23 protein-coding genes are annotated in these 19,093 nt (G+C 65.6%); 12 read left to right on the top strand and 11 right to left on the bottom strand.

Annotation, left to right across the window (positions count from 1 at the left end; translation table 11 throughout):
* Window positions 1–5 precede the first annotated feature (5 nt).
* Together OHA42_RS03610 and OHA42_RS03605 are read right to left on the bottom strand one after the other, a co-directional pair.
* The gene (locus OHA42_RS03610; protein WP_406234534.1) at window positions 6–668 is read right to left on the bottom strand and encodes an SRPBCC family protein; all 663 of its coding nucleotides are present in this window, start codon (window positions 666–668) and stop codon (window positions 6–8) included.
* Window positions 665–2,356 carry a thiamine pyrophosphate-binding protein gene (locus tag OHA42_RS03605; protein ID WP_406234533.1) on the bottom strand — a complete coding sequence of 564 codons (1,692 nt, stop codon included), beginning with the start codon at window positions 2,354–2,356 and terminating at the stop codon, window positions 665–667. Before OHA42_RS03605 ends, OHA42_RS03610 begins: the two co-directional genes overlap by 4 nt.
* Before the next feature lie 200 nt (window positions 2,357–2,556).
* Here OHA42_RS03605 and OHA42_RS03600 point away from each other — a divergent pair, with 200 nt between their 5' ends.
* From OHA42_RS03600 to OHA42_RS03590, 3 genes are all read left to right on the top strand, one after another.
* Window positions 2,557–3,075, top strand: a complete 519-nt coding sequence (locus tag OHA42_RS03600; protein ID WP_406234532.1) for an EXLDI protein — start codon at window positions 2,557–2,559, stop codon at window positions 3,073–3,075.
* Window positions 3,076–3,204: 129 nt separating this feature from the next.
* Window positions 3,205–4,182, top strand: a complete 978-nt coding sequence (locus OHA42_RS03595; protein WP_406234531.1) for an ATP-binding cassette domain-containing protein — start codon at window positions 3,205–3,207, stop codon at window positions 4,180–4,182.
* Window positions 4,179–4,949 (top strand): ABC transporter permease, encoded by a 771-nt coding sequence (locus OHA42_RS03590; RefSeq protein ID WP_406234530.1) that lies wholly within the window; start codon window positions 4,179–4,181, stop codon window positions 4,947–4,949. Before OHA42_RS03595 ends, OHA42_RS03590 begins: the two co-directional genes overlap by 4 nt.
* Before the next feature lie 67 nt (window positions 4,950–5,016).
* On the opposite strand, the gene OHA42_RS03585 is transcribed toward OHA42_RS03590, so the two are convergent.
* The 3 genes from OHA42_RS03585 to OHA42_RS03575 form a co-directional block, all read right to left on the bottom strand.
* Window positions 5,017–5,733, bottom strand: coding sequence for an anti-sigma factor family protein (locus tag OHA42_RS03585; protein ID WP_406234529.1), 717 nt, complete (start codon window positions 5,731–5,733; stop codon window positions 5,017–5,019).
* Window positions 5,730–6,239 carry a sigma-70 family RNA polymerase sigma factor gene (locus OHA42_RS03580; protein ID WP_328407329.1) on the bottom strand — a complete coding sequence of 170 codons (510 nt, stop codon included), beginning with the start codon at window positions 6,237–6,239 and terminating at the stop codon, window positions 5,730–5,732. Before OHA42_RS03580 ends, OHA42_RS03585 begins: the two co-directional genes overlap by 4 nt.
* A 62-nt stretch (window positions 6,240–6,301) precedes the next feature.
* Window positions 6,302–6,841 (bottom strand): YqgE/AlgH family protein, encoded by a 540-nt coding sequence (locus OHA42_RS03575; RefSeq protein WP_406239062.1) that lies wholly within the window; start codon window positions 6,839–6,841, stop codon window positions 6,302–6,304.
* Window positions 6,842–7,087: 246 nt separating this feature from the next.
* On the opposite strand from OHA42_RS03575, the gene OHA42_RS03570 reads away from it, so the two are divergent.
* The gene (locus OHA42_RS03570; RefSeq protein WP_406234528.1) at window positions 7,088–7,849 is read left to right on the top strand and encodes a lysophospholipid acyltransferase family protein; all 762 of its coding nucleotides are present in this window, start codon (window positions 7,088–7,090) and stop codon (window positions 7,847–7,849) included.
* On the opposite strand, the gene OHA42_RS03565 is transcribed toward OHA42_RS03570, so the two are convergent.
* Window positions 7,843–8,154 carry a GNAT family N-acetyltransferase gene (locus tag OHA42_RS03565; protein ID WP_406234527.1) on the bottom strand — a complete coding sequence of 104 codons (312 nt, stop codon included), beginning with the start codon at window positions 8,152–8,154 and terminating at the stop codon, window positions 7,843–7,845. The genes OHA42_RS03570 and OHA42_RS03565 overlap by 7 nt on opposite strands.
* A 158-nt stretch (window positions 8,155–8,312) precedes the next feature.
* Here OHA42_RS03565 and OHA42_RS03560 point away from each other — a divergent pair, with 158 nt between their 5' ends.
* The 5 genes from OHA42_RS03560 to OHA42_RS03540 all read left to right on the top strand — a co-directional run bounded on the left by OHA42_RS03560 (window position 8,313) and on the right by OHA42_RS03540 (window position 13,395).
* Window positions 8,313–9,902: an alpha/beta hydrolase gene (locus OHA42_RS03560; protein WP_406234525.1), complete on the top strand. Its 1,590-nt coding sequence runs from the start codon at window positions 8,313–8,315 to the stop codon at window positions 9,900–9,902.
* Window positions 9,903–9,939: 37 nt separating this feature from the next.
* The gene (locus OHA42_RS03555; protein ID WP_406234523.1) at window positions 9,940–11,061 is read left to right on the top strand and encodes a glycerate kinase; all 1,122 of its coding nucleotides are present in this window, start codon (window positions 9,940–9,942) and stop codon (window positions 11,059–11,061) included.
* A gap of 327 nt (window positions 11,062–11,388) precedes the next feature.
* Window positions 11,389–12,318, top strand: a complete 930-nt coding sequence (locus OHA42_RS03550; RefSeq protein ID WP_406234521.1) for an ABC transporter ATP-binding protein — start codon at window positions 11,389–11,391, stop codon at window positions 12,316–12,318.
* The gene (locus tag OHA42_RS03545) at window positions 12,315–13,166 is read left to right on the top strand and encodes an ABC transporter permease (protein WP_406234519.1); all 852 of its coding nucleotides are present in this window, start codon (window positions 12,315–12,317) and stop codon (window positions 13,164–13,166) included. The genes OHA42_RS03550 and OHA42_RS03545 overlap by 4 nt, the downstream gene beginning before the upstream one ends.
* Entirely contained in the window at window positions 13,156–13,395 is a 240-nt protein-coding gene (locus OHA42_RS03540) for a helix-turn-helix transcriptional regulator (RefSeq protein WP_328407314.1), read from the top strand. Before OHA42_RS03545 ends, OHA42_RS03540 begins: the two co-directional genes overlap by 11 nt.
* A gap of 22 nt (window positions 13,396–13,417) precedes the next feature.
* Here the strand turns inward: OHA42_RS03540 and OHA42_RS03535 are convergent, their stop codons facing one another.
* Window positions 13,418–14,308 carry an NAD(P)-dependent oxidoreductase gene (locus OHA42_RS03535; RefSeq protein WP_406234516.1) on the bottom strand — a complete coding sequence of 297 codons (891 nt, stop codon included), beginning with the start codon at window positions 14,306–14,308 and terminating at the stop codon, window positions 13,418–13,420.
* 137 nt (window positions 14,309–14,445) lie between these two features.
* On the opposite strand from OHA42_RS03535, the gene OHA42_RS03530 reads away from it, so the two are divergent.
* Together OHA42_RS03530 and OHA42_RS03525 are read left to right on the top strand one after the other, a co-directional pair.
* Window positions 14,446–14,805: a winged helix-turn-helix transcriptional regulator gene (locus tag OHA42_RS03530; RefSeq protein ID WP_406234515.1), complete on the top strand. Its 360-nt coding sequence runs from the start codon at window positions 14,446–14,448 to the stop codon at window positions 14,803–14,805.
* Window positions 14,806–14,870: 65 nt separating this feature from the next.
* Window positions 14,871–15,368: a hypothetical protein gene (locus tag OHA42_RS03525; RefSeq protein WP_406234513.1), complete on the top strand. Its 498-nt coding sequence runs from the start codon at window positions 14,871–14,873 to the stop codon at window positions 15,366–15,368.
* Between the two features lie 44 nt (window positions 15,369–15,412).
* Here the strand turns inward: OHA42_RS03525 and OHA42_RS03520 are convergent, their stop codons facing one another.
* Together OHA42_RS03520 and OHA42_RS03515 are read right to left on the bottom strand one after the other, a co-directional pair.
* Window positions 15,413–15,694, bottom strand: a complete 282-nt coding sequence (locus OHA42_RS03520; protein ID WP_406234511.1) for a pyrimidine/purine nucleoside phosphorylase — start codon at window positions 15,692–15,694, stop codon at window positions 15,413–15,415.
* A gap of 27 nt (window positions 15,695–15,721) precedes the next feature.
* Window positions 15,722–16,993: a glycosyltransferase 87 family protein gene (locus tag OHA42_RS03515; protein WP_406234510.1), complete on the bottom strand. Its 1,272-nt coding sequence runs from the start codon at window positions 16,991–16,993 to the stop codon at window positions 15,722–15,724.
* A gap of 298 nt (window positions 16,994–17,291) precedes the next feature.
* Between OHA42_RS03515 and OHA42_RS03510 the strand changes: the two genes are divergently transcribed.
* Complete coding sequence (locus OHA42_RS03510) at window positions 17,292–17,738, top strand: nitroreductase/quinone reductase family protein (RefSeq protein ID WP_406234508.1); 447 nt, start codon at window positions 17,292–17,294, stop codon at window positions 17,736–17,738.
* Window positions 17,739–17,776: 38 nt separating this feature from the next.
* Here OHA42_RS03510 and aroQ read toward each other — a convergent pair whose 3' ends face one another.
* Window positions 17,777–18,229, bottom strand: a complete 453-nt coding sequence (gene aroQ / locus OHA42_RS03505; protein ID WP_406234506.1) for a type II 3-dehydroquinate dehydratase — start codon at window positions 18,227–18,229, stop codon at window positions 17,777–17,779.
* 24 nt (window positions 18,230–18,253) lie between these two features.
* A complete protein-coding gene (locus tag OHA42_RS03500) occupies window positions 18,254–18,853 on the bottom strand; it encodes a hypothetical protein (protein WP_406234505.1) in 600 nt (199 codons plus the stop codon).
* Window positions 18,854–19,093 lie beyond the last annotated feature (240 nt).

Below are 19,093 nucleotides of genomic sequence, written 5' to 3'. Positions count from 1 at the left end.
CATGCTCACTTCATCCAGTCGGGCTTGATCGGCAGGCCGTTGGCCGCGCGATATTCGCAGATCGCCTTGAGGTTGTCCATTTCCAGCTGATGCCCCGCGGAGAACATCTCCCAGAAATCGCCGACCCACACCGGGCGCTTGGCCGGCGCGGTTTCGGGATAGGGATTTTCGTCGTAGAAGGGGTGCTTGCAGTTGACCCACAGGACAACCGAACCCGGCTTGTTGAACACCACCTGCGCGTCGATCACCCGAAGCAGATAGACCATCCACAGGTGCTGGCCCTGGTCCCAGGCACAGTGGTAGTCCACGGTCATGCCGTCCTGATGCGCAACGGTGCGGGTGAAGATCTTGGTGGCGTCCCCGAGGCGGTCGTAGGCCAACCACAGGCCCGGTTCCTCGGTCTCGACGAACCCGCGCAGGCTGTAGGTCCACTCTTCCAACGACCTGGTGTCGGCGAGGTACTCGAACACCTCTTGCGGCGGTGCCGCGATATACGCCTGCACCGGGCAGTACTCACCGAAGATCTGATCGTGCGGATAGACCGACCGCAGCATATCCATGATGATCGGCGTGGTCGTGTCCTTGTCGGAGTTCTCGATTCGCAGAACACCGGGTATGACTTCCTCCGGGATATCGCTGAGTGCAGGCAGGGCGCGGGTGGTGGTCACGGTGTGCTCCTAGAGGCTTCCAAGGTGGACAAGAACGGAATAAAGGGCGGAACTTCGTCGGGGTCGCAGTCGATCGAAATGAACGATGGCCCTTCGGTTTCGGTGCACGGTCCCAGTGCGGCGGCCAGATCTTGCGGAGTCCGCACCGAGTAGGCGGGCAGGTCGGGGAACATGGCGGCGATGCCTGCTCCGATATGGGTCGGCCGGAATCGGTTGAAGCTGTATCGATCCCGGTAGTAGAGCTGCTCCCGGGTGACGCACATGGCGTGGGCGTTGTTGTTGAGGACGATGAAGGTGACCGGCAATGCGTGCTCGACCGCGGTGTGCAGTTCCATGCCGTGCATGAAGAACGCGCCGTCGCCGGCGATGATGACCGTTCGCCTCGGTCCGCCCGGCCCGCGATGGCGGGCGAAGGCCGAGCCGATGCCCGCGCCGAAGGCATAACCCATGCCGCCCATGCCGAGGGCGACGACGAACCGGCCGCCGCGCGGCACCCGCAGGTGGTGCACTACCGCGGCACCGGTGTTGCCTGCGTCGGCGAAGACGTCGGTGCCTTCCGGCAGTGCCGCGTCGATCGTCTCGACGAGCTCTCGGTAGCGCAGGCCCGGTCCGCTTGCCTGGGGAACCTGCAGTGGTGTCGGCGGGTGCGTGGCGGTGCGTGCCCCGTCGGCGGTCGCCGCGACGGCGGCGAACACGTCGGCGAGTTCCGCCAGCGTACTGGCCAGGTTGGTGCTGGTGGCATGGATCGCGGGCAGGTGTGGCGCGCTGACGCCGATGCTCGCCACGGGGCAGCCTTGGAGCAGCTCGTCCAATCCGGTGCGCGTGGTGATCGGCATCGGAGTGCCGATCAGCAGGCACAGCGCCGCCGAGCGGATCGCCGCGGTGAGTTCCGGATGTCCCATGCTCCCGGCGACACCGCAGTACCCGGCATCGGTGTTGTCGTAGACATCCTTGGCATCCGGTGCGACGCCAACGGCCGCATCCAATGTGGTTGCCAGCCAGGCCAGTTCGCCGCGGGCATCGTCGCGCGCCACCTGATCGCCCGCGATGATCACGATCTTCCCGGTCCGCCGCGCCGTGGTGAGCGCGGTGCGCACCTCGGCGATGCCGTGCTCGTCGTCGCGTAGTCCTGCTGGTTCCCACCGGAACGGCGGGATGCCGTCCATGCTCGACTGCTGCACGTCTTTGGGCAGCAGGAGGACGGCAGGCCCACCGCGCCGGGCGGCGCCGACCGCTCTTGCGAGCTGCTCCGGTAGGTCGGCGCTGGTCTGTACGCGCGCGCAGTACTGGCTGATCTCGCTGAACATCCGGACCGCATCGATGGTGCCCGCATGCCCGCTGGTGTCCTGGAATGCGCCGTGCCCTTCCAGCCCGGTCGGCGGCTGGCCGACCAGCGCCAGTACTGGAACCCGCGAAGCGAACGATTCGGCAAGCCCCGCGACGAGATTCATCGCGCCACCGCCGGACGTCGCGCAGACGACGCCGAGCCCGCTGGTCGAGCGGGCGTAGCCGTCGGCCATTGTCGCCGCGGAGAATTCGTGCTTGGCGACCACGCCGGTGACGTCGTATGGCGCATCGAAGATGGCGTCGTACAGGTCTTCGATGTTCGCGCCGTCGACTCCGAAGATGTGCCGTATTCCTAGGGTCGAAACCGCTTGCACCAGATAATCCACTACCCTGCCGGGCATTCGACACTCCTTCTCGCGGCGACCGGGAATGTGCAGCGCACACGGGCGATCACACATCGCGTACACCTGGAATACGAGCGGGGTCGTCCCGCGGTTCAACGCATCGCGCAAGATGTAGATCGGCGTGGTCGCATGGGGGGAAATCGCCGGGCGGACACGCGGGTATTGCGTGTACGTATACATCTACGTATAGTTGAGTCATGCCCAACAAGACGATCTATGTTTCCGATGACGATCTGGCGCTCTTCCAGCGAGCGCAGGAGCTGGTCGGGGGCAATCTTTCAGGGGCGGTGACCACGGCGCTGCGCCGGTTCATCGAGCTGGAAGAGGGCCGACTGGAGGGCTACGACGAGGTAGTGCTCCGGGTCGGCCACAACGGCGTGCGTCAGGTCCGATTCTCCGGCGCGCTGTTGGGCGAATGGCGCGATGTCAACGAGCAGCGCATCGAGCACGTCCAGGTCTATCGCAGCAGAAAGGGCAAGTTCGTCATGCATGCCCAGTATTCGAACTGGGACGAGTATCCGGAGAGCAGCAAGAACTGGCTCAAGGATCTGACGAACTGGCGCCGCATGCTCGGCGTCGGCGATCAGGATTGGGGCGATTTCATCCTGGAGATCGTCGACACACTCGGCGAGCTGAAGGGGAAGATCCCGGACAAGCTGTATGAGCGGGTGGCGGGCATCGCGGACCGTCCGCCGGTCGAGGAGCTCGATATCTAGCCGAATCTCCCTCGGGGACAACAAAATACAACTCACTCGATAGGCTTTTCGCCGCACCGGATCCCCGGGAGCGGTGCGGGTGAATCATGCTCACATTCGCATTGATTCATGAATTCGGAAAGGAAGGCCATGACGAATGGTCACCGCGCCCTCGCCATTTCGGCGCTGGGTCTGCGTAAATCGTTCGGCGAGCACGTGGTGCTCGACGGCATCGACATCACGGTCCCGCAGGGGACGGTCTACTCGATGCTCGGTCCCAACGGGGCGGGCAAGACCACCACGGTGCAGATCCTGACCACGCTCATTCGTGCCGACGCCGGTGAGATCCGGGTCGACGGCCACGATCTGACGGCCGAAATCGACGCGGTCCGCGGCGCGATCGGTGTCACCGGGCAGTTCTCGGCGGTCGACGAGCTGCTGACCGGCCGGGAGAACCTGATCCTGATGGGCGATCTGCGCCATCTGCCCCGGCGGGAGAGCAAGCGCCTCGCCGCGGATCTGCTCGAACGTTTCGATCTCGTCGAGGCCGCGGACAAGACCGCGGCCACCTACTCCGGCGGCATGACCAGGCGACTCGACCTGGCGATGACCCTGGTCGGCGATCCGCGCATCATCTTCCTCGACGAGCCGACCACCGGCCTCGACCCGCGCAGCAGGCGGGCGATGTGGGACATCATCCGCGGCCTCGTCAACGACTACGACGTCACCGTCTTCCTCACCACCCAGTACCTGGACGAGGCCGATCAGCTCGCCGACCGGATCGCGGTCCTCGACCACGGCAAGATCGTTGCCGAGGGCACTGCGGCGGAACTGAAGCGGCTCGTCCCCGGCGGTCACATCCGACTGGAGTTCGCCGACCGGTCCGGACGCGACACCGCCGCTCACGTACTCGGTCCCACCGCGCGTGTTGTCGAGGGTGCCGGGGACGACGACCTCGCGCTGTTGGTTCCCAGCGACGGCGGCGTCAAGTCGCTGCGCGCTGTGCTCGACCGGCTCGACCTCGAACAGATCGACGTCGAGGGCCTTTCGGTGCACACCCCGAACCTCGATGACGTTTTCCTCACCCTCACCGGCCAGCCCACCGCGGAAAAGGAGACTGTGCGATGACCACAATGTCGCTTGCGCTGACGGATTCGGCAACGATGTTGCGGCGCAACCTACTTCATGCCAGGCGCTACCCCAGCTTGACATTCAGCGTCATCATCATGCCGATTGTCCTGTTGTCGGTCTTCAATTTCGTATTCGGTGGCGCACTGGAGAAGTCCTCGGGCGGCAACTACATCGACTACCTTGCTCCGGGCATGCTGTTGATGATTCCGGCCTACATCACGGCATCAGTGGCGGTGTTGATCGCCACCGACATCACCAAGGGCATCGTCAACAGGTTCCGCGTCATGGCGATCGCACCGTCTTCGTTCCTGACCGGGCATGTGATCGGCGCATTGATCCAGGCCATGCTCGGCGTTGTGGCCATGGTCGGGTTCGCAGTGCTCATCGGGTTCCGGCCGTCGGCGAATGCCGTCGAATGGATCGCTGCGTTCGTGCTGCTCGCCCTCTTGACCTTCGCGCTGATCTGGCTAGCGGTGGGGATGGGTCTGGTCGCGTCGAGTCCGGAGAGCGCGAGCAATATGCCCTTCCCGCTGATCATGCTGCCGTTCCTCGGCAGCGGCCTGGTCGCCACCGACACCATGCCGGTCGGCATGCGCCAGTTCGCCGAGTATCAGCCGTTCACGCCGATCACCGAGACCGTGCGCGGCCTGCTCATGGGCACCGAGATAGGCAACAGCGGCATTATTTCGGTCGCCTGGTGCCTCGGTCTCGCGCTGGGCGGCTACCTCTGGTCGTCCTCGGTCTTCCGCAAGCAGACCCGCTGAATTCGACTGCGCCACTTCCGAGACAACAGTTCCGATCCCCCGCCGCCTGCGGGGGATCGGTGCATTGTCAGACCGTTCCGACGAGCACCCGCTCGCCGGTGGCGACGGACCTGATCTCCACGCTGCGGATCTGGTCGGGTGCGCTGTCGACGGTCCTGTCGATGGTCAGCTGGGTGCCGGGTCCGGCAGGCCACTGATCGAGCTCGGTCTGTTTGCCGTCGGCGCCGAAGACGAACAAGGCGAACTTCCAGTTGTACTTCTGGTCGCTCGCGCCGTAGCTGCACGTCATGATGATGCGGGTCTTGCCTTCGGCCGCAACGAGTTTGAAGCTTGCCGAGATCGGCGTCGGCTGCAACGGTTGCATGCTGCGCTCCGCGAAGACCTGTTCGGTGGTCGTCGGGTCGTTGTCCGAAGTGGCGACGGTGTAGACCACCGGGACCGCGATGGCCACTGCTGCGGCGGCCGCGGCCACCGCAGCGCCGATGGAGACCCACCTGCTGCGGCTGCGACGCCGTTTCGCCGCGTCCGCGAGCCGGGGCAGCAACTCGGGCACCGGCGGATTCGACTCCGGCGCAGCGGTCTCCGGTGCGGCGATCATTGCGAGCGCGGTCTCGGTGTCGACGAGGGCGAGCATTCCCGGTACACCGGCAAGGTCGGCTACGGAGGCTTGGCAGGCCGGGCAGCGGGCGAGATGCTCCTCGTATTCCCTGCGTTCGGTCCGGGTCAGGGAGCCGAGCACATATGGCGCATCCCACGTGGTGTAGTCATGTGCGGTATCCGTCATTGGTTCGTCACCCCCATCTCCTGCAGTGCCAACCGTAGTGCCCGCATGCCGTAATGCATCCGGGACTTCACAGTTCCGGCGGGAATGTCGAGCTCCGCCGCGATCTGGTGGGTGGACAGCCCTCGATAGTAGGCACGCACGATCACCTCGCGATGATCGGCGCTGAGCCTGGCCAACGCGTCCGCGACCAGCCACCCGTCCAAGGCCCGATCGGACTGGTCCGGCGCGGCCTGCTCCGGCGGGCTGTCGGTGCGGAACTCGCGGCGATTGCGAGCGCTGCGATGCTCATCCACGGCGAGATTCCTGGCCACGGTGAACAGCCACGCGCGTGCCGACATTGTCGACTGATCCAGCACGTTCGGTCGTTGCCATGCCCGCAACAACGTTTCCTGCACGATGTCCTCGGCCCGGCCTGGGTCTCGAACCAGACCGAGCGTGTATCTCCATAGTGCCGACGCGTGCTCCTGATAAAGCACCCGCAGCAGTTCGGCCTGGTCGTCCGGCATTTGTCACCTCCCGCTCAACCCACGACACAGGCCGGGTTTTTGGTTCAACGCGAGGGCACATTTCAATTGCGCTCTAGTTCGATCGGGTGCGTGGCCAGCAGCGAAAGGGGCAACGGCTGGCGGCGCAGCACGTGGGCCCACAGGTCGGGGCGGCCGGTGCTGATCGGGTCCGAGGGCAGTGCCGAAAGCACGATCCAGTCCTCGTTCTGCAGTTCGCCCTCCAGTTGCCCGAAGGTCCAGCCCGCGTAGCCTGCGAAAATTCGGAGGCCCTCGATCAGCGGGCCGATCTGCTCGGGGTCCGCGTCGAGATCGACGAGCACCACCCGACCGTCGATCCGGCGCAGCCCACGTACCCCGTCGATCGAGGCGCCCACTCGGACCGTGCCGAGGCACAGCGCCGCGTCCCGCTTGACCGGGCCGCCGATGAACAGGGTGCGCGGCACCGCCGCGGCGTCGGTCCATTTGGGGAGCACGTCGTGCACCGCGGTGTCGCTCGGGCGGTTGAGCACGACGCCCAAGCTGCCCGCCTCGTTGTGTTCGATGATGTAGACGACAGTGCGCCGGAAGGTCGGTTCGACGAGCTCGGTGGCCGAGACCAGCAGAGTGCCCGCACGGACGACCTGCTCGCCGTGCCGGGCGTCGCGCCGCTTTCGGTCGCCGTGCCCGCCGCGAGTCTGTCTCTCATCCGGGTCATCTGCGCGTGCCACCCAGCCATCATCGCACTGGCGCGGACCATTCGTCGGTCAAGCGGGGTGCCCGATTCGGGGAACATCCGGGCGCCTTGCCTTCGCTCGGCCCGACGCAACTGTCGACGGACTCCGTCCAGCAGTGGCATTAGAGTCGGCGACATGGATAGACCCGAGGTTCTCCTCGACAATGCGGATGCTGTGTACGACTTCTATCGCGATCACCGACAGAACCGCCTCAAAGCATGGGGCGCCTACGCACTACTCGGACGTCGATACCATCCCCGGGTCGCCTACGCCGATGGTGCGCGTGAGCTGCTGCACGACCTGATCGCCCAGGGGCGGCCGTTGCTCCTCGCGATCAACCATCTCTCGGAATCCGATCCATATACCGTCGCCGCCGGAGCATGGCGCAGCGAACTGCGCCGGGTGATCGGTCGGGTCCGGGTATTGGCCAAGGACGAGCTCTTCCTCGATCCCGACCAGCGCCGCAAGGTCGACATGATGGGCGGGATCCCGGTGTTCCGCGGCAAGGACCACGGCCTGCGGGCGGTGAACGCGGCAGGTCAGCGCATGATAGATATCTGCGCCGAGCGGATGGCGGCCGGTGACGGCATCGCCGTCTTTCCCGAGGGCACCTGCAATGAGGTCGACCAGACCCAGGTGCAGGCCGTCGGCAGCGGGATCGGGCACATCGCCTTCCGCGCAATGAAGCTCGGGGCCGAGCCCGCACTGGTCAGTATGGGTCTGAGCTACGGAACACGACCGGATCCCACCATTGCGGTCACCAAGGAGGAGGCCAAGTCGGCCAGCGTCTACTTCGGGGTGCCGATCACCGAGCTGCCCGCCCGTCCCGCGGAGATCGCCCGGCTGGCGCACACAGATCTACAGCGGGCGCTCGACGGCGCCGTTGCCGCCTACTGAGGCAATCCGAGTCGCTCACGCGCCCAGTGCGGCACCATCACCAGAAACTCGGGCCGGGTTTCGATGAAGTGATGCACCATCGGGCACATCGGCAAGGCGCCGAAGCCCTCTTCATGGGTGTTGCGCAGCGCGGCCTCGACCAGCACGCGGCCGTAGCCCTGGCCCTCGTGCCGCGGATAGATCTCGGTGTGCACGAACGCACGTTCGGAAGCGGTGTCCTGGTATTCGGCGTAACCGGCGATGGCGCCGTCGACATAAATCTCGTAGCGCTCCAGTGCCGTGTTGTTACGGACCTCAGTCGACATGGCTCGACGCTACTCTGATGGGCTCGGATCACCATGATTCGCACCACTCGCGTGGTGAAATCTCGCCCTCGACTTGTCTGCCGGGCCCGGACTGGCAGAATGCTCTTGGTCGCACCGGACGCTCCGCCAGGAGCGGCGGCTCGGCGGAGGTACGAAAGATGATGAGGACACTGCGTATTTCGCGAGTGGCGGCCGCACTGGTCGCGGCGAGCCTGCTCGGCGGATCGATCGCGACAGGACTTGCCGACGCCGCGCCCGCCGCAGCCTTCGCGGCCTGCCCGGATGGGTCGGTCATGCCGGAGCGCGGTGTGCAATGTGCCGTCGTCTCGGTGCCGATGAACTACGCGGACCCGGACGGGCCACAGATCGAACTGACCGTCAGCCGGATCGCGGCGACACAGCAGCGCCACGGCGTCATCATGGCCAACCCCGGCGGGCCCGGCGCGGACACGCTCGACTATTGGGCGCGGCGGCTCGATACGCTGCCCGCCGAGCTCAACGCCCACTACGACCGCGTCGCCGTGCAGCCGCGCGGCCTGCGCTGGGCCACCCCGCTCCGCTGCCCCGCCGACTCGAATGCCGCTGAGGGCGAGCAGGTTTCACTCGGCGGCGGGAGTCGCGACGCCATCAAGAAAGCCTGCGACGCCGCACTGCCCGGCTACCTGGACACCATCACCACCGAGAGCACGGCCCGCGACCTGGACGCGGTGCGCGCGGCGCTCGGAGTGGAACGAATCAGCTACCTCGGCATTTCCTACGGCACCTATCTCGGCGCGGTCTACGCCTCGCTGTTTCCCGCGCACGTCGATCGGATGGTGTTGGACTCCAACGTCAATCCCGACTGGGTGTGGACCGAGGAATTCGCCCAGCAACAGGTTGCCGGCAAGCAGCGCCTCGACGACCTGTTCACCTGGATCGCCGAGCACAACGGCCGGTACCGCCTCGGCGACACCGCATTCCAGGTCTATCAGAACTGGGTGCGACTGGTCGCCGACCAGGGCGGTGGCTGGTACGCCAACCTGACCCCGCCGCCCGCGAGCGTCTCCGACCTGCCGGGCAGGCTGCCGGAGCCGATCGCCGAGATCGCCCGCGACGGCTTCAACGGCAGCATGGAACAGGCGGGCAAGGTGCAGAATCTGTTGCGCACCTTGATTTCCGGCGGCGCTTCCGCGCAGGTGCCGCTGGTCGGCGCGACCGCGGTTGCCACCTACACCCGCACCTTCTGGCCGGTCTTCGCCAAGGCGATGGCCGACGCGAACGCCGATCCGGCCAACGTGGCGCAGTTGCGCGCGATCGAGGGCGCGACCAGCACCGATCCCACCGGCCGCTTCGTCTTCGCCGCCATTACCTGCAACGAGAACGCCGTGCCCGGCAGGCCCGAACTGCTCGGCGCCGCAGTCGGCACCATCGCCTCCGGCGGCAATGCCATGGATGCCCGTGCCGATATGGTCCGTTCCGGAATGACCTGTGGATCCTGGCGTCCGGTGACCAAGCCGGTGCCGATCGCGGGCCGGGACCTGCGTACCCCGCCGCTGCTGCTGCAGAGCAGGCACGACGCATTGACGAAATATGAGGGCGGACCGGCGATGGCCCGTGCACTCAACGGATCGCTGATCACCGTCGAAGGCGGCGATCACGGCACCTTCGGGCGCGGCAACTCCGTTCTCGACGAGGCCGTCATGACCTACTTGCGCACCGGCCAGGTCACCATCAGCAACGCCGATCAGGCCCCGCTGCCGACCAGTTGACGTGCGAGCGCCCGGTGCGCGCGGCGACAATGTGGAGATGACCCGCGCGCCCCGAGTGCTGATCGCCCCGGACAAGTTCAAGGGATCGCTGACCGCACCCGAGGTAGCGGCGGCGCTGGCCGCGGGCATCACCCGTGCCGCGCCGCAGGCGCAGATCCAACAGGTCCCGGTCGCAGACGGAGGCGACGGCACCGTCGACGCCTTCGTCGCGGCGGGCTGGGAACGCATCGTGGTGCCCGCACCGGGCCCGACGGGTGAACCGTCGACCGCGCCCTACGCGGTGCGCGGTGCGACCGCGGTGATCGAATTGGCCGCAGCCGTCGGATTGGTGAAACTACCTGGCGGACAGCTCGATCCACTCGGCGCGAGCACCGACGGGCTCGGCATCGTCATCGCGCACGCGCTCGACCGAGGTGTCACGAATATCGTGCTCGGTCTCGGCGGCAGCGCGTCGACCGACGGCGGAGCAGGCATGCTGCGAGCACTCGGCGCCAGGGTGCTCGACCGTGACGGCCACGAATTACCCACCGGCGGAGCCGCTTTGGCCCGCGCGGCACGGCTGGACCGATCCGGATTGCATCCCCGCATCGCCGCCACCGAATTCACCGTGGCCTGCGATGTCGACAATCCGCTACTCGGCCCGACCGGCGCAGTCGCGGTGTATGCGCCGCAGAAGGGTGCCACAGTCGGCGACCTTTTGATTCTCGAAGCGGCACTGGCGAATTGGGCGACCATCGTCGGCATCGAGTTCGCCGACCACCCCGGTGCGGGCGCTGCGGGTGGAACCGGATTCGGCGCACTCGCGGTGCTCGGCGCTCAGGTCCGCAGCGGCATCGAGGTCATCCTCGAGCTGCTCGATTTCCCGAGCCGCCTCGACGGCGCGACCCTCGTCGTCACCGGTGAAGGCGCCCTCGATGCCCAGAGCCTGCACGGCAAGGCCCCGATCGGCGTCTGCGCGGCGGCGCGCAAAGCCGGTGTCCCCACGGTAGTCGCGGTGGGTCGCACGCTGCTGACCCCGACCGAGATCCGCGCGGGCGGCTTCACGGCCTGTTATTCCCTGGCCGACCTGGAACCGGACAGCGCGCGGTCGATGGCCGAGGCGGCACCGCTGCTCGAGCGAGTCGGTGCGCAGATCGCTGTCGACCGTCTGAAGAACTGATCGAAACGGGCTACGCCGTCGCTTCCGGCAGCGCCGCACCCAGGTGTAGGACAGCTGCCGGTACGGATCTGATTGCAGGACAACTTGTTCGGGGTCTTTGCTGGTCCAGTCTTGCTGCTCCCGGGCGATCTCCGAGCCCGGTCGCCGATCGGTTTCGAAGCTCGCGCCCCGTAGCGGTGGGTGAAGGCCGGGTCGGGCAAGGCCTGCACAGCTTCTCGGTAGCCATTCGGCTGCATATCTAGCGGTGCTCGGCTCGCAAGAGCATTGTCGCGGCGCTATGTAGTAGGTATGCTACAAAACATCTAGTTCTCATTATGGGGAGAAAGCATGACAGTGGGTGACGGCGTCGTGCTCGACGTCGAAAAATTGCGAATGCGGTATGGCACGAAAGATGTCCTGCACGAGGTGAGTTTCCGGGCGCAGCACGGCGAAGTTCTGGTGCTGCTCGGACCCAACGGCGCAGGTAAGACCACCACCATCGAAATACTGGAAGGCTTCCGTATGCGCTCGGCAGGGCGCGTCGAGGTGCTCGGCGAAGACCCGGTGCGCGGCAATGAAGCTTGGCGGGCGCGCATCGGCGTGGTGCTGCAATCGTGGCGTGATCACGGGAAGTGGCGGGTCCGTGAACTGCTCGCACATCTGGGCTCCTACTACGCGCCCTACAGCACCGACCGCATCCGACGCCCTTGGGACGCAGACGAACTCGTCGCGGCGGTCGGGCTGACCGAACAGGCGAACAGCAAAGTGATGACCCTGTCCGGCGGCCAACGACGCAGGCTGGACGTGGCGATCGGCATTGTCGGCCGCCCCGAGTTGCTTTTCCTGGACGAGCCGACCGCGGGATTCGATCCCGAGGCGCGGCGCGAGTTCCACGACCTGGTGCACCGCCTCGCCGACGATCACCAGACCACCATCCTGCTCACCACCCACGATCTGGACGAGGCCGAAAAACTCGCCGATCGAATCCTGATCCTCGCGGGCGGGCGCATCATCGCCGACGGCTCTGCCGACGAACTCACGCGCCGCATCGCAGGCGAAGCCGAGATCCGCTGGACCAGGGACGGACAGCGTTTCGTCCACACCACCACCGAATCGACCAAGTTCGTCTACGAGCTGTTCAAGCAGCACGGCGAGGAGATCGATGAGCTGGAGGTCCGGCGAGCCTCACTCGAGGACACGTACATGACGTTGGTGCAGCAGTTCGAATCCGGTCAGGCCGGGGATGAGGTCCACCAGTTGGCGGAGGTGACGCGATGAATCCGATGAACGCCGCGGTCCGGTCGGGAGTGGCGCGCGGCCTTACCGAACTGCGCCAGGCGCTCACCAGCGGTCCGGACCTGTTCAGCCTGCTGTTCTGGCCAGTGGTGATGATCGTTGTGCTGTTCTTCATGCGTAATGGAACCCTGGAGGCAAGCGGGGTTGCGCTGGGCGCTTTCGCGCTGCCGAGCATCCTCGGCATGCTGGTTGCGGTGAACGGGATCTTCGGCATGGCACAGCTGCTCGCGCTGGAACGTGAAGACGGAACTCTGCTGCGCGCCAAGGCAATTCCGAACGGCATGGTCGGCTATCTCATCGGCAAGATCGTTACGGTGACCGGCTGGGTGCTCATCCCGTTCGTCATCGTGCTGATCCCGGGGCTGTTCCTGGCCGACGGACTGGCGATGAACACCGTCGGCGCCTGGCTGACCCTGGCCTGGGTGCTCGCACTCGGGATGCTCGCGACACTGCCACTGGGCGCCATCATCGGATCGGCATTCAACAGTCCCCGCGCCATCGGCTTCGTCTCGATGCCGATCATGGGGCTGACCGCGATTTCCGGCATCTTCTACCCCATCACCTCGATGCCCGGCTGGGTACAGTGCATCGCGCAGTTCTTCCCGGTCTATTGGCTCGGCTTGGGCATGCGCTCGGCCATGCTCCCCGCCGACGCGGTCGCCATCGAACTCCAGCAATCCTGGCGTCACCTGGAAACCATTGGCATGCTGGGGATTTGGGCGATCTTCGGCTTGGCCGTCGCGCCGATCGTCTTGCGGCGGATGGCCCGCGGCGAGTCCGGTTCCAGGGTTGCCGCTCGTCGGGAGAAGGCTATGGCGCGTGCCTACTGAAGTCATCTACAACCGGATCGCCATGTTGCGCGCCGAGCGCGGCATCTCCCGCAGGGAGCTTGCCGAGGCGCTCGGCGTGCACTACCAGACGATCGGTTATCTGGAGCGCGGCGAATACAGCCCGAGCCTGCATCTGGCGCTGCGCATCGCCGCGTATTTCGAAGTGGCGGTGGAGGTCGTCTTCTCCACCGCCCCCTTCCCGCGCCTCGGCTCTGCGGCCTCCGCCTGAGCCGAGCCGCACCGGCCCTGCGCTACGCCTCGGCTGCCTGCGTGCCGCGGATGAGCTCGTAGGTGGACACCGGCTTGCCCGCCTGCTCGCTGGCGGCAACGGCCTTGCGCCAGTAGGCCTGTGCGGTATGCGAGAACGTCGCGTCGACACCGACTTCCTCGCTGGCATCGATGATGTGCTGCGCGCCGGCATCCATCATCTTCAGGCTCGCCAGGTCGGCCCAGCCACCCGCTTTGTTGGCGGCGGAGAATTCGGTCATGAAATAGGGGAATGCCTCGCTGGACCGGATGGCGAACGGTACGAACTGGTCGATGTCGTGGCCGGAGCGCTCGATCACGGCTGTTGCCTGGTCGAAGGCGAGCAGCCACGGATGGAAAATGGTCAGCAGCGCCTGGTAGAAGACCTGGGCCAGGCCGTCGTCTGCGCCGAGGTACTCCTGCGGGCTCAGCGGACGCAAGAGTTCGGCGTGCGCCTCGAAGACATCCCGTGGGCCGCTGTAGAAGATGTAGGAGGCGGGGTGCACGATGTTGTCACCCGCCGACATCACACCACCCGAAATGAACTGTGCGCCATGCGAACGCACCCAGGTCGCGCCGGCCCGTGCTTTCTCCGGTGAGTCCGACGACAGATTGGCGATGACCTTGCCCGCCAGGTGGTCGGTGGCCGGACCGAGCACGTCGTACATGGCGGCGTAGTGGGTGAGGCTGAGCACGGTCACCTCGTTGGCGTCGAGCGCCTCGGCGATGGTGGCGGCGCGCTTCGCGCCGAGTGCGACCATTGCATCGACCTTGGCGGTGCTCCGATTCCACACCGTCACCTCGACGCCGGCCGCCAGGAAGGCCCGCACCATCGCCTGTCCCATCGGCCCGAGGCCGACGACGGACACGGAGCGAATGCTTGTCTGCTCGGACATTATGTGCCTCTTCTGTTCTCGATCGTTTGCTGTCGGCGCCGTGATCAATAGTCGTTGCCGCAGGTAGGGTCGGGAAGACCGAACGTTCAGGTGGGGTTGCTTACCTAAAGGTTCGAAATAAGGTCAGAAGGAGCGCGGTGGACATGAGTAGTGATACGGATCACGATGACGTGTGTGGCATGTCCATGGCGATCGACGTGGTCGGCGGCAAGTGGAAACTGCATCTGATGTGGGTCCTCGGCGCGGGCCCCCAGCGTTTCGGCCAGATCCGCCGCCTACTGGAAGGCGTCAGCGAAAAGGTCCTCGCCGAGAACCTCCGGCAGCTCGAGTCCAGCGGCATCGTCCATCGCGAGGTCTTCCCCGAGATCCCCCCACGCGTGGAGTACTCCCTCACTCCGCTCGGCGAGGAACTCAATGTCGCGCTACGCCCGCTGGAGGCGTGGGGCGACAAGAACCGTCACGAGCTGCGTGAAAACCTCTTGGCCTCCGTCGGCTGACGCGGCATCACGCGAGGACAAAGGCTCGCTTTGCGATCGGCTGATGGTTGATTTCTAGGCCGAACATGGGCCACTCAGAATGCGCGGGACTCCCCGACGAGCACGCCCGTTGGATGCGCTATCAGCACGCCTTGACGACGGTCCCGGATACCGGCGAACCCGCGCTGGTGACAGCCGTTCTCGATGACTCGGACCAGGTAATGGCGCAGTCCGCAGTGGTCGGGCACATCGACCGGCGGGCAATAGCGCTGCTTGACGAACCCGGGTACCCGGCGTGGGCACAGGCAATGACCGACGCCGTTGAGGAGTATCCGTTCATCGTGCAGCGAATCCACGAGTGGTCGCTGTTGCGGGCCATCACGCTGTCCAAGCCATGGCAGCCCGACGCGCTTATCAGTTCCTCGGACTGGTTGCAGCGCAAAGTGTCCGGGAGCATGACATCCCCGCAGGCCCTGACGATACTCGCCGGCGCCGGACGAACCCGACGAGTCCGCAACACCGCCGAACGCAACCTCGACATCAACCCCGATGACCTACAAAGCGGCCCTGTCCACAGAAATTGACAATGTCTCCAGGTATGCGATCTGCCGGAAGCGACGGCCTGGCGTCAGCGGTACTCGCACAGGTAGGCGGTCTCGACCTCGACCCTGACCTGGAACTTGCTATCGCCCGGCACGGTGAATTGTGTTCCCGCCGCGAAGGTTTCCCATGCATCGCTGCCGGGCAGCTGGACGGTGAGTGCGCCGGAGACCACCTGCATGATCTCGAGCTGGGAGGTGCCGAACTCGTACTCGCCGACGGCCATGACGCCGACGGTCGCCGGTCCCTGCGGCGTCGTGAAGGCGATCGACGTGACGTTGCCGTCGAAGTACTCGTTGACCTTGAACAATGCGGCTCCTCGAACTCGGGTGAGCGGTCAGGATACCTGGGGCGTTTTTCGTATCCGACGCTTCAGAGGGCCTAGGGGGCGTGGCGCTGCGAGGGTGCGGGGCAGGCGGGCGAGCAGGGTGATCGCGCCGCCGAGCACGGCGAAGTAGGCGATGACGTAGGCATTCATCAGGATTTGTGCGACCGGCCATGACGGCGGAAGCATGAACACCCCGATCGTCACGAAGTCTGCGCTCCAGTGGTAGGCCCAAGCGCCGATCGAAAGAAACAGGGCCGCCGCGGCGATCCACCACCGTGGTTGCGACAGCGCCTTGTGCAGCAGGTAGACGAACAGGGGCACGAACCACACCCAGTGGTGGCCCCAGGAGAACGGTGATATCGCGCAGGCGGTGAGCCCGGCGAGGGTGACCGCGAGCAGGCGTTCGCCGTGTTCGTGCAGGCCCGCGGTGACGGCCAGGCTCACGCCCGCAACGGTGCCCGCGATGAGTAGCCACAGCCACACCGGCGCGGGCTGGCCGGTGAGGTGTGCGATGACACCGCGAAGGGATTGGTTGGCCGGGTTGTAGTCGTCGGCAATCCGATTGGACTGGAAGAACGTCGAAGTCCAGTACTGCTCGGAATCGGCGGGCAGGACGATCCAGGTGAGCCCGATGGACGCCGCGAAAACCACCGCCGCGGTGGCGGCGCAGCGCCATTGCCGGAGCACGATGAACTGCGCGACGAAGTAGAGCGGGACCAGCTTGATTCCCGCGGCCAGCCCGACAGCGAGGCCACGCAACCTGGCGCGATCGGCGCGGGAGAAATCCCATAGCACCAACAGCATCAGCACCAGGTTGATCTGCCCGTAGTACAGGGTGGTGCGGACGGGCTCGATGAAGACACAGGTGAGTGCAAGGAGGGCACTGACGCCTGCGAGTCGGGCGTCGAGCCGATAGCCGAGTATCCGCCACGCCATCAGGACGTTCGCGAATAGCACGCCGAGGTTCACCACCAGCCACGTGTTCGTGACGTAGGCCCACGGCACCAAGTAGACGGGGATGAATGCGATGGTCGAGAACGGCGTATAGGTGTACAGGAGCCCGAACATGGTCGGCTCGTCATAGAGCGGCAGCCGGTGCAGGATTCGCCAGGCGCCGTCTCGGTAGACGTGCACGTCGAGCCCGCCTGCCAGAATCCCCGCCCGCTCGAGCCATGGATCGACGGTGGCGAAAACCAGGATCACCGCCAACAGTGCGCTGCCGGCGAGTACGAAAAGCGCTGGGCCCTTGCGCGGAAACTCCAGCGGCCGCGAGTTCAGCACCGGCGTACTACGAAATAACCAGCGATGCCCAGGGATTCGGAGTCTGTTCGATGGTGGTCCGCCGGGAGTAGTAACGCCTCGTCATCGACTGATCCAACCCTTCGATCCCGCATTCATAGCTGCACAGCATTTCCCGACGCTCAGCGTACTGAAGGACCGCGCCCAGCCCATGCCTCGACGGCTGCGGTTGTGAGCCATGCCACTTCATTTTTTTTTGAGAGCGGTGCTCTTGTTTTTCTGCCGGTTCGGTGGCACACTTCTTCCCAATGGAGAGCAGTGCTCACAATTAGGAGTCGTCATGAACGCCAGTACCCGCTACATCGGCCCGACCGGCATCGATCCGGTCATGAACAAGGTCTTCAACTGGCTGCCTCGGCTCGGGATCAGCGTGCTGGGATCGCGGCTGCTCGCGGTGCGAGGGCGCAAGAGTGGTGAATGGCGAACCACGATGGTGAACCTGTTGACGGATGTGGATGGCACGCGATACCTGGTCGCGCCGCGTGGACACACCCAGTGGGTGCGCAACCTGCGCGTGGCGGGCGACGGGGAGCTGCGGCTGGGCCGGAAGGTCGAGAAATTCACCGCCGTCGAGGTGGCAGACGAGAACAAGGTCCCGCTGCTGCGGCTCTACCTGCAGCGCTGGGGCTGGGAGGTCGGCAAGTTCTTCGAGGGTGTCACCAAGGACGCCACCGACGCCGAACTCGCCGCCATCTCCCCCGGCTTCCCGGTCTTCCGGCTCTCCTGAGGCACAGCCGTCCACAGCGTGTGGACAGTTGTGGAGTACTAACCGTTGATCAGAAATTCGATGGCCGCGGCGTACCCGTGGATGCCCATCCCGGCCACGACTGCGGTGGCGATCGGTGAAATATAGGAGTGATGGCGGAACTCCTCGCGGGCGTGCACATTGCTGATGTGTACCTCCACGATGGGGATCTCCGGAATCACCAGCGCGTCCCGCAGCGCGACCGAGGTGTGCGTCAGCCCGCCGGGATTGATGACGATGGCCGATTCGGCGCCGCGCGCCCGGTGGATCCGATCGATCAGCGCGCCTTCGGAATTCGACTGGAACGCGGTGATCTCACGGCCGTACCGGGCGGCGGTCCGTTTGCACAGTTCGACGACATCGTCGAGTGTCGCCGACCCGTAGACCTCCGGCTGGCGGATGCCGAGCATATTCAGGTTCGGGCCGTTGAGGACCAGGATCGGACCCTGGTCCGTGGAGGCGGTGGCTGCCATGCAGGCAACCTTAGTCCGAACCGCTCAGAGCCCCTTCGGACCTTCCGAACGCAGGTCGTCGACCTTACGCATCGCGCCACGCAGCTCTTCGAGCCAGGCTTCCGCGTGCTTGCCCGCCAGTTTCACGGTCCAGGCCAGTGCGTCGGCGCGCGAGCGCGCCACTCCCGAGTCGACCAGTGTGTCGAGCACCTTGCGCTCGGGCTGGCGCAGCCGGGTCATGACCGGAACGGCCAGGTGGGTGAAGAGGTATCGCTGCCCATCGACCGAGACGCCCCATGCGACGCTGCGGCCGTACCGCTGTTGTGCCTCATTGGCGATCTGCATCCGAGCAGACCGGGTGGATTCGCGGAACCGGGCGATGGCGCCGTCTTTGGTCGCGTTCGGAACCTTGTCTGCGGTGTCCGCCTCGGACGCGGAGTCTGTGGGCTTCTCGGGTTGGGGGATCGGGAGCTCGCCGATGACGACGATCTCGTCGCGGTCGATTTCGATGACGGGGGACCCGGTGAACCAGTCGCTCGGCAACCGTCCGGCGAACCAGTCCGGAACGTCTGCAGGATCGGGCAGATCGGCCTGCTGCCAGCCGCCCGGTCGCCCGAAACCCCGTCCCCGATGTTCGTTTCTCATTGGGAATCACCTAACTTACTGCGCTGCTGTGGTTACCTGATTACAAGATTACGACGCAAACGGAGAAAGTGGTTCCGCTCTGTGCGAACGGGTTTCAAATCGTGTCCATCGGGTGCTTGCGGGTGCAGGTCCGCTTGGTCGACCGGGCTGGTCGGGTCCCGAAACGCCGGCGTGAGCCGTTATCGCGCGAGTTTTCATTCCGACCGGTACGGTAGCGGCGCCGGTTTGTCGTCTTGTGAC

This window comes from Nocardia sp. NBC_01009, assembly GCF_045208035.1.
In the GTDB taxonomy this organism is placed as follows: Bacteria; Actinomycetota; Actinomycetes; order Mycobacteriales; family Mycobacteriaceae; genus Nocardia.
The sequence above is the reverse complement of the archived record's forward strand: the minus strand, read 5'-3'. Positions and strand labels throughout refer to the sequence as shown.